The sequence below is a fragment of the uncultured Intestinimonas sp. genome, assembly GCF_944387245.1.
Taxonomy (GTDB): domain Bacteria; phylum Bacillota; class Clostridia; order Oscillospirales; family Oscillospiraceae; genus Intestinimonas.
This window is the reverse complement of record NZ_CALXEE010000094.1, coordinates 1-6,907: the sequence shown is the minus strand read 5'-3', so window position 1 is coordinate 6,907 and position 6,907 is coordinate 1. Positions and strand designations below refer to the sequence as shown.

The following is a 6,907-nucleotide window of genomic DNA, read 5'->3' as shown; positions in this document are numbered from 1 at the left end:
GCGGCTCGCTTGCGCTCTCAGGAACACGCCCCGTTTAGCCGAGTAAGTGACACGCAGCCCAGTGTCCGGGGGCGTGTTCCTTGAGCTGGGGGACGGCCTCCTTGCACTTCTCGGTGGCATAGGGGCAGCGGGTGTGGAACCGGCAGCCGGAGGGGGGATTCATGGGGGAGGGGATGTCGCCCTGGAGCACGATGCGCTGACGGGTGCGGCTCACCTCGGGGTCGGGCACCGGCACGGCGGACAGCAGGGTTTTGGTGTAGGGGTGGATGGGGTGGCGGTTGAGCTCATAGCTCTCGGCCAGCTCCACCAGGGTGCCCAGGTACATGACGCCGATGCGGTTGGAGATGTGGCGCACCACAGAGAGGTCATGGGCGATGAACAGATAGGTGAGGCCCAGATCCTTCTGCATATCCTCCAGCATGTTGACCACCTGGGACTGGATGGACACGTCCAGGGCGGAGATGGGCTCGTCGCAGACGATGAACTCGGGCTTCACAGCCAGGGCGCGGGCGATGCCCACACGCTGCTGCTGACCGCCGGAGAACTCGTGGGGGTAGCGGTTGGCGTGCTCGGTGTTCAGACCCACCATGCTGAGGAGCTCTTTGATGCGCTCGGTGCGCTCGGCCTTGCTGGCGCACAGCTTGTGGATGTCCAGAGCCTCGCCGATGATCTCGCCCACCGTCATACGGGGGTCCAGAGAGGCGGAGGGGTCCTGGAAGATGATCTGCATCTTCCGACGGTAGGGGAGCATGTCCACGGCCTTCTCACGGGGGACCGCCTTCTTCACCAGCACGGAGCGCTGATGCTCGGTGCCGTCCTTCTCCTTGACGGAGACCGTCTGTCGCTCAAAGGGGTACTCGTGCTCGTAGATGGGCACGCCGTCGTAGATGATGGAGCCGGAGGTGGGCTCATGGAGCCGCAGGATGGTGCGGCCCAGGGTGGTCTTGCCGCAGCCGGACTCGCCCACCAGGCCCAGGGTCTCGCCCCGCTTGATGAAGAGGGAGACGTCCTCCACGGCCTGGACGCCGGGGCCCTTCATGCCCTTGACAGGGAAGTACTTGGTCAGGTGGTCCACCTGTACCAGAATGTCCCGGTTCTCAGCCATTGTCGCCCACCTCCTTGTTCTCAGTCTTGCCGGCCTTTTCCTTTTCAATCTGGTCCTGCACCCGCAGCCAGCAGGCGGCGCGGTGGTTGTCGCCCAGTTCCACGTAGGGGGGCATCTTTTGCAGGCAGATCTTCATGGCGTGCTCACACCGGGGGGCGAAGGGGCAGCCCTCGGGGGGATTGAGCATGTCCACGGGAGAGCCCTCGATGGGAATGAGGCGCTCATAGCTCTCGGCGTCCACACGGGGCATGGAGCGCAGCAGGCCCATGGTGTAGGGGTGGCCGGGCTTGTAGAAGATGTCGTCCACGGGGCCCTGCTCCACCATCTTGCCGGCGTACATGACGGAGACCTTGTCGCAGATCTCGGCCACCACGCCCAGGTTGTGGGTGATGAAGATGATGCCCATGTGGGTCTTTTTCTGCAGGTCCTTCATGAGCTCCAGGATCTGGGCCTGGATGGTCACGTCCAGGGCGGTGGTGGGCTCGTCGGCGATGAGCAGCTGGGGGTGGCAGATGAGGCCCATGGCGATCATGACGCGCTGGCGCATGCCGCCGGAGAGCTCGTGGGGGTACTGCTTCATCCGCTTTTCCACGTTGTTGATGCCCACCAGCTCCAGCATCTCCATGGCCCGCTTGGAGGCCTCCTCCTTGGAGACGTGCTTGTCGTGGGCCTTCAGAGCCTCGATGAGCTGATTGCCGATGGTGTAGACGGGGTTGAGGCAGGTCATGGGGTTCTGGAAGATCATGGCCACCTTGGAGCCACGCAGAGCCACCATTTCGTCCTTGGTCTTGGCCAGCACGTCCTCACCCTCCAGGGTAATGGAGCCGCCGATGACCTTGCCGGGGGACTGGAGGAGGCCAATGATGGAGTAGGCCTCCACGCTCTTGCCGGAGCCGGACTCGCCCACGATACCCATGACCTCGTCGTAGTTGAGGTCATAGCTGATACCGCCCACGGCCTTTACCTCGCCGGCGGGGGTGAAAAAGGAGACGTGGAGATCCTTTACTTCCAGCAGCTTGCCGGTCTTCTGATTGTTTTCCATTGAGTCTCCTCCTCTCTTATTTCTTCAGCCGGGGATCCAGAGCGTCCCGGAGACCGTCACCGAAGAGGTTCAGGCACAGGATCATGAGGCTCAGGATGGCGGCGGGGATAAACAGGCGGTAGGGGTAGGTGTTCAGGCCGCCCAGGGCGTCGGAGCACATGGAGCCCAGACTGGTCATAGGGGCGGTAACACCCATACCCAGGAAGGAGAGGAAGGACTCGGTAAAGATAGCCGAGGGGATCTGCAGGAAGGTGGTGGTCACGATCTGACCGATGCAGTTGGGGAGCAGATGACGCTTGATGATGCGCCCGCCGGAGGCGCCCAGGGCCCGGGCGGCGGTGACATACTCCTGCTGCTTGAGCTGGAGGATCTGGCCGCGGATGAGGCGGGACATGGTCACCCAGTAAAGGAGACCGAAGGTGATGAAGATGGAGATGAGGTTGGCGCCCAGCAGGGTGACCATCTGCTGCAAAAAGCCGTCGCCGGAGTTCTGGAACTCCTCAAAGATGGGCTTCAGGGTGGAGCCCAGCAGCAGGATGACGAGGACCTCGGGAATGGTGTAGATGATCTCCACGATGCGCTGCATGACGGCGTCCACCTTGCCGCCGCAGTAGCCGGAGATGGAGCCGTAGAGGGCGCCGATGACCAGAACGATGATGGCGCAGCAGATACCGACGATCATGGAAACACGGGCGCCGATCATGGTGCGGACCATGATGTCACGGCCCTGGTTGTCGCAGCCGAAGACATGGGGGAAGACGGACTCGCCGGCGGCCATGCGCTCCAGCTCGGCCTGGGTGTAGCCGAAGGGCTTGACCTTGATGCCCAGGGCCTTGGCGGCGTCCTTCTCAGTGACGTTCTCCTCGCCCTTGCCCTGGTTGGCCTTGGCGGTGGCGCGGATCTTGGCGGCCTCCACGGGAGAGAGGGTCTCGCCCCGGGCCTCCGCCTCGGCCTCAGCCTGGGCCACTGCCTCATCCGGAGAGAGGTTGGCGGTGCCGGTGTGCTCCTCGATATAGGCGTCGATGGCGGCCTGGTCCTCCAGGGAGTAGTGCCAGGGGTGGATGTTGTTGGCGCCGGGAATGACCTGATCGTAGGTGTAGGGGACGATCAGGGGACCCACAAAGGCAAAGAGGCCGATGAGGATGACGATGACCATGGCCACCATGGCCACCCGGTTGCGGCGCAGGCGCCGCCAGGCGTCCTTCCAGTAGGAGACGCTTTCACGGTCCTGGATAAAACTTTCTTTTTCAGCGCTGCTGGCCGGCTCAAAGGCATCCTGGGGCAGGTTGTTCCAGTCCAGGATGTCGTCCACGTCGGGACGGAGGGAGCCGAAGGGCTGCTTTTTCTTCTTTTCTGCCATGGATCAGTTCCCTCCTTTTGCAAGATTGATGCGCGGGTCCACCAGCTTGTAAAGGAGGTCCACGATCAGGTTCATCACGATGATAAAGGCTGCCAGGAAGATGGTGGTGCCCATGATGAGGGGGTAGTCACGGTTCTGGATGGACATGACGAAGTAACGGCCCAGACCGGGGATGGAGAAGACCTTCTCCACCACGAAGCCGCCGCAGAGGGTGAAGGCGATCTGGGGACCCAGATAGGTGATGACCGGGATGAGGGCGTTGCGCAGGGCGTGCTTGAAGATGATCTTCTTGTTCTTCAGACCCTTGGCCCGGGCGGTCTTGATATACTCCTGGTTGATGGCGTCCAGCATGGCGGTCCGGGTCTGGCGGGAAAGGTAACACATGGGGTAGAAGCCCAGGGCCAGACAGGGCAGCACATAGCTCTTTGCCGTGCCGTCGAACATGGTGGGGAAGAGCTTGAGCCCTTCGATGCCGCCGGTCAGGATGTGCAGCAGCATGGTGGCGACCACGAAGCCCGGCATGGAGATGCCCAGTGTACAGATCACCCGCAGCAGGCTGTCCACCCAGGTGCCGCGCTTATAAGCCGCAAGACATCCCAATGGGACGCCTACCAATATGGCCCATATGATGGCGATGGCGCCGATGCCGGCCGAGATGGGGAACATGGTGAGGATGATGTCCAGCACCGGTCGATCCTTCTGCATTTTGATGGAGGTGCCGAAGTCCAGGTGGAGCAGGTTCTCCAGGTACTTGCCAAGCTGTACGATCACCGGCTGATCCAGGCCGTACTTTGCATTCAGGGCATCAATGGTGGCCTGAGTCGGGGTCTTCTCAGACAGCCAGGGATTGCCCGGAACGGCATTCATCAGGAAAAAAGTGAGGCAGATCACGATGAACAGCGTGATCACGGCCATCAGCACTCTTTTCAAAATGTATTTTGCCATTTCTTCACTTCCCACTTTTCTGTATTCTGTATATTTTTTATTTCACAATGAGGAAAATACCTCATGCGCAGTTCTATATATTCTATACCATAAACTTTTGTCCGTCAAGGGAAATACGCCTTCAAATTGATGGAATCTTTTTGGAATCCTGCAAGTGTGCTCCAGAGGAGAACAAAAAAGCTGTATTTTGTACTTCGAATTTTCCTTTTCTGCAGCGATTTAAAAAAGTAATGCAGTAAAGCGTAAATAAAAATGCAAAATGCCGGCGGTCGGGTAAAACCCGGCCGCCGGCAGAGGCGGAAAAAGGTCAGTCAAAGCCCAGGCCCATGTAGCCCCGGCGGTATTCCCGCCAGGCCTTGGCCAGCTCAGGGCGATACCACTTGATCATGGCGAAGGACTGGAGGTAACTGCCGGTGAGGCCGTCCCAGAAGGGGGGGGTGCGCAGGTGGTAGCGGCGGGCAGGCATCCGGGAGGCCAGGAGGGCGGCGCCGCCGGCCTGGGCGGCGGGGGGAAGGAGGAGCTCCTTGACCAGCACCGTGTCCTCATCCAGGTACTCGGCGGCGGCCAGGCCCTCCTTGCCGGAGACGGTGAGGTGGAAGAGGTCGCCGTGCTCCATGCGGGAGAGACCCTGCTGGTAGGCGATCAGGGAATCTCGGTAGGTGACCCGCAGACTGCCGTCCAGGAGCTGCTCCCGGAGGGCGTTGTACTGGGCGGGGGTGACGGAGGCAATGGCGTCCCCCTGGGCGGGCTGGGCCACCATCTCCCGGAGCAGCTCCACCTTCCGGGTGGAGAAGGTGGGCTCAAAGCCGGTGGCGGCGAAGTATTTGTAGAGGGAGGGCTCGGCGGGCACGATGGTGACGCAGTCCTTCCCGGACTCCTGAAGGTAGTAGTCCACGTAGTTGAGGATGAACCGGCCGAAGCCCTTTTTCCGGGCGTCGGGGTGGGTGGCCAGGGCGTAGATGTAGGCCGAAGAGAGGGACTCCCCCTGGGGAAGGGTCACCGTCACCGGGAAGAGGGCCACCATGGTCCACACCACGCCGTCCTCCAGCAGGAGGAGCACCTGGCTCTCCTCGCCGTGGGCGTAGAAGTAGTCGATGTAGGCGTCGTCATCGCCGAAGGCCAGCTTCCAGAGCTCCTTCTGGCGAGGGATCTCCTCCGGACGGGCGGGACGGATCTCGATCATGGGATATTCGCTCCTTTCTGACGGTATCCGGCTAGCTCACGCCGGGGAGGCGGAATATTTCTCCACCATGAGGTCGGGGTAATAGGATTCCTTGGCCTTGCGGAGCCCCTCCACGCCCATGTCGTCCTCCCGGTTGAGGTAGCGTACCTGGGGGTGACGCTGCCGGACCCGACGGGCGAACTCCCGGTTGATCATGGCGTAGGCGCCCTGGAGCTCGCCGTAGGCCTTTTCAAAGTGGACGTCGTAGGTGTCGGAGGAGAGCAGGTCTCCCATGGTAAAGGCCACCACCTCGCCGTAGACCCGGATGAGTCCGCCCTCCAGGCCAAGGGAATGGTAGTGCTCCATGGCCAGGCGAAGGGCACGGCCCTCGTCGCCCAGGTCCCGCTCCTCGGCCAGACCCTCCCGGATCATGCTGCGGCGGTACCACTCCTTATCCATCTCCAGGCACTCGGGCAGGGTCTCGGGGGTGATGTCCTCGTAGACCCAGGAGGGGTTGTTCTCGATGAAGCGGTTGATGTGGTTGCGCTTGGCGTGGAGCTTTTTGCCGCCCAGGTCGGCCAGGCGGTCGATGTCGTAGAGGTAGTCGAAGCCGTCCCGGTCGGCCTCAAAGGTGAAGCGGCCCGGAAAGAGGGCCTCCAGCTCTTGGGTCTGGGGTTGGGTGAGGCAGACCAGACGGAAGGGGACGTCCCGCTCCGCGGCATCCTGCTCCAGGGCGGTGAGGACGGGGGCGATGTCGCCGGAACCGGCGGGGTAGATGTAAGAGCAGCCCAGTGCGCCGCACAGGTGGGTCACCAGAAAGTCTCCCACCCGGGCGATACGCTGGTCGTAGGCGTCGCTCCAGACGAAGAGGTTGGTGAAGTTGTACTCACAGCCCCGGTGGTCAGCCCTGCGCAGCAGCTCATCCACCCAGGGCTTGTCGGTGAGCTGGGGTTTATGAAATTCGATCATGATAAATGGCAATCTCCTTGGGTATTCTTTGAAAGCAGTGTATCACGGCGGGAAAGATCGCGCAAGGGTTTGTTTCTGGGCCTGTTTTCCAGTATGGCACAAAAGCGCCCCGCCTAAACCGCAAAAATGGAAAAAGCCGCGCCCCACAAGGGAGCGCGGCGTCAGTTTATAAAAACAATATCTCTGGGCTGAATTTTAGACGAGAGCCTCGCAGAGTTCCGTCGTCCGCAGACGACGGAATAAAATGAAATGGCGAATATACAATACAAGTGCAACAGGGGAAGAAAGAAGTGGACTCATAGGGGATAGGCCCTTACAATGGTG

The 6,907-nt window shown here is 61.3% G+C and carries 6 protein-coding genes; all 6 read right to left on the bottom strand.

Annotated features, from left to right (window positions below):
* Nucleotides 1–34 precede the first annotated feature (34 nt).
* On the bottom strand, nt 35–1,105 hold the full coding sequence (locus tag Q0K15_RS10110; protein WP_294515725.1) for an ABC transporter ATP-binding protein: 1,071 nt from the start codon (nt 1,103–1,105) through the stop codon (nt 35–37).
* Nucleotides 1,098–2,147 (bottom strand): ABC transporter ATP-binding protein, encoded by a 1,050-nt coding sequence (locus Q0K15_RS10105; protein ID WP_294515724.1) that lies wholly within the window; start codon nt 2,145–2,147, stop codon nt 1,098–1,100. The genes Q0K15_RS10110 and Q0K15_RS10105 overlap by 8 nt, the downstream gene beginning before the upstream one ends.
* Nucleotides 2,148–2,163: 16 nt before the next feature.
* Nucleotides 2,164–3,507: an ABC transporter permease gene (locus Q0K15_RS10100; RefSeq protein WP_294515723.1), complete on the bottom strand. Its 1,344-nt coding sequence runs from the start codon at nt 3,505–3,507 to the stop codon at nt 2,164–2,166.
* A gap of 3 nt (nt 3,508–3,510) precedes the next feature.
* Nucleotides 3,511–4,452 (bottom strand): ABC transporter permease, encoded by a 942-nt coding sequence (locus Q0K15_RS10095; protein ID WP_294515722.1) that lies wholly within the window; start codon nt 4,450–4,452, stop codon nt 3,511–3,513.
* 307 nt (nt 4,453–4,759) lie between these two features.
* Nucleotides 4,760–5,635, bottom strand: a complete 876-nt coding sequence (locus Q0K15_RS10090) for a GNAT family N-acetyltransferase (RefSeq protein ID WP_294515721.1) — start codon at nt 5,633–5,635, stop codon at nt 4,760–4,762.
* A 36-nt stretch (nt 5,636–5,671) separates the two neighbouring features.
* On the bottom strand, nt 5,672–6,583 hold the full coding sequence (locus Q0K15_RS10085; protein ID WP_294515720.1) for a phosphatidylglycerol lysyltransferase domain-containing protein: 912 nt from the start codon (nt 6,581–6,583) through the stop codon (nt 5,672–5,674).
* Between the last annotated feature and the right edge of the window lie 324 nt (nt 6,584–6,907).

Excerpts from the sequence above, each read along its gene's own strand:
- Q0K15_RS10110 (WP_294515725.1), bottom strand. The coding sequence starts at position 1,105 with ATGGCTGAGAACCGGGACATTCTGGTACAGGTGGACCACCTGACCAAG.
- Q0K15_RS10105 (WP_294515724.1), bottom strand. The coding sequence starts at position 2,147 with ATGGAAAACAATCAGAAGACCGGCAAGCTGCTGGAAGTAAAGGATCTC.
- Q0K15_RS10100 (WP_294515723.1), bottom strand. The coding sequence starts at position 3,507 with ATGGCAGAAAAGAAGAAAAAGCAGCCCTTCGGCTCCCTCCGTCCCGAC.
- Q0K15_RS10095 (WP_294515722.1), bottom strand. The coding sequence starts at position 4,452 with ATGGCAAAATACATTTTGAAAAGAGTGCTGATGGCCGTGATCACGCTG.
- Q0K15_RS10090 (WP_294515721.1), bottom strand. The coding sequence starts at position 5,635 with ATGATCGAGATCCGTCCCGCCCGTCCGGAGGAGATCCCTCGCCAGAAG.
- Q0K15_RS10085 (WP_294515720.1), bottom strand. The coding sequence starts at position 6,583 with ATGATCGAATTTCATAAACCCCAGCTCACCGACAAGCCCTGGGTGGAT.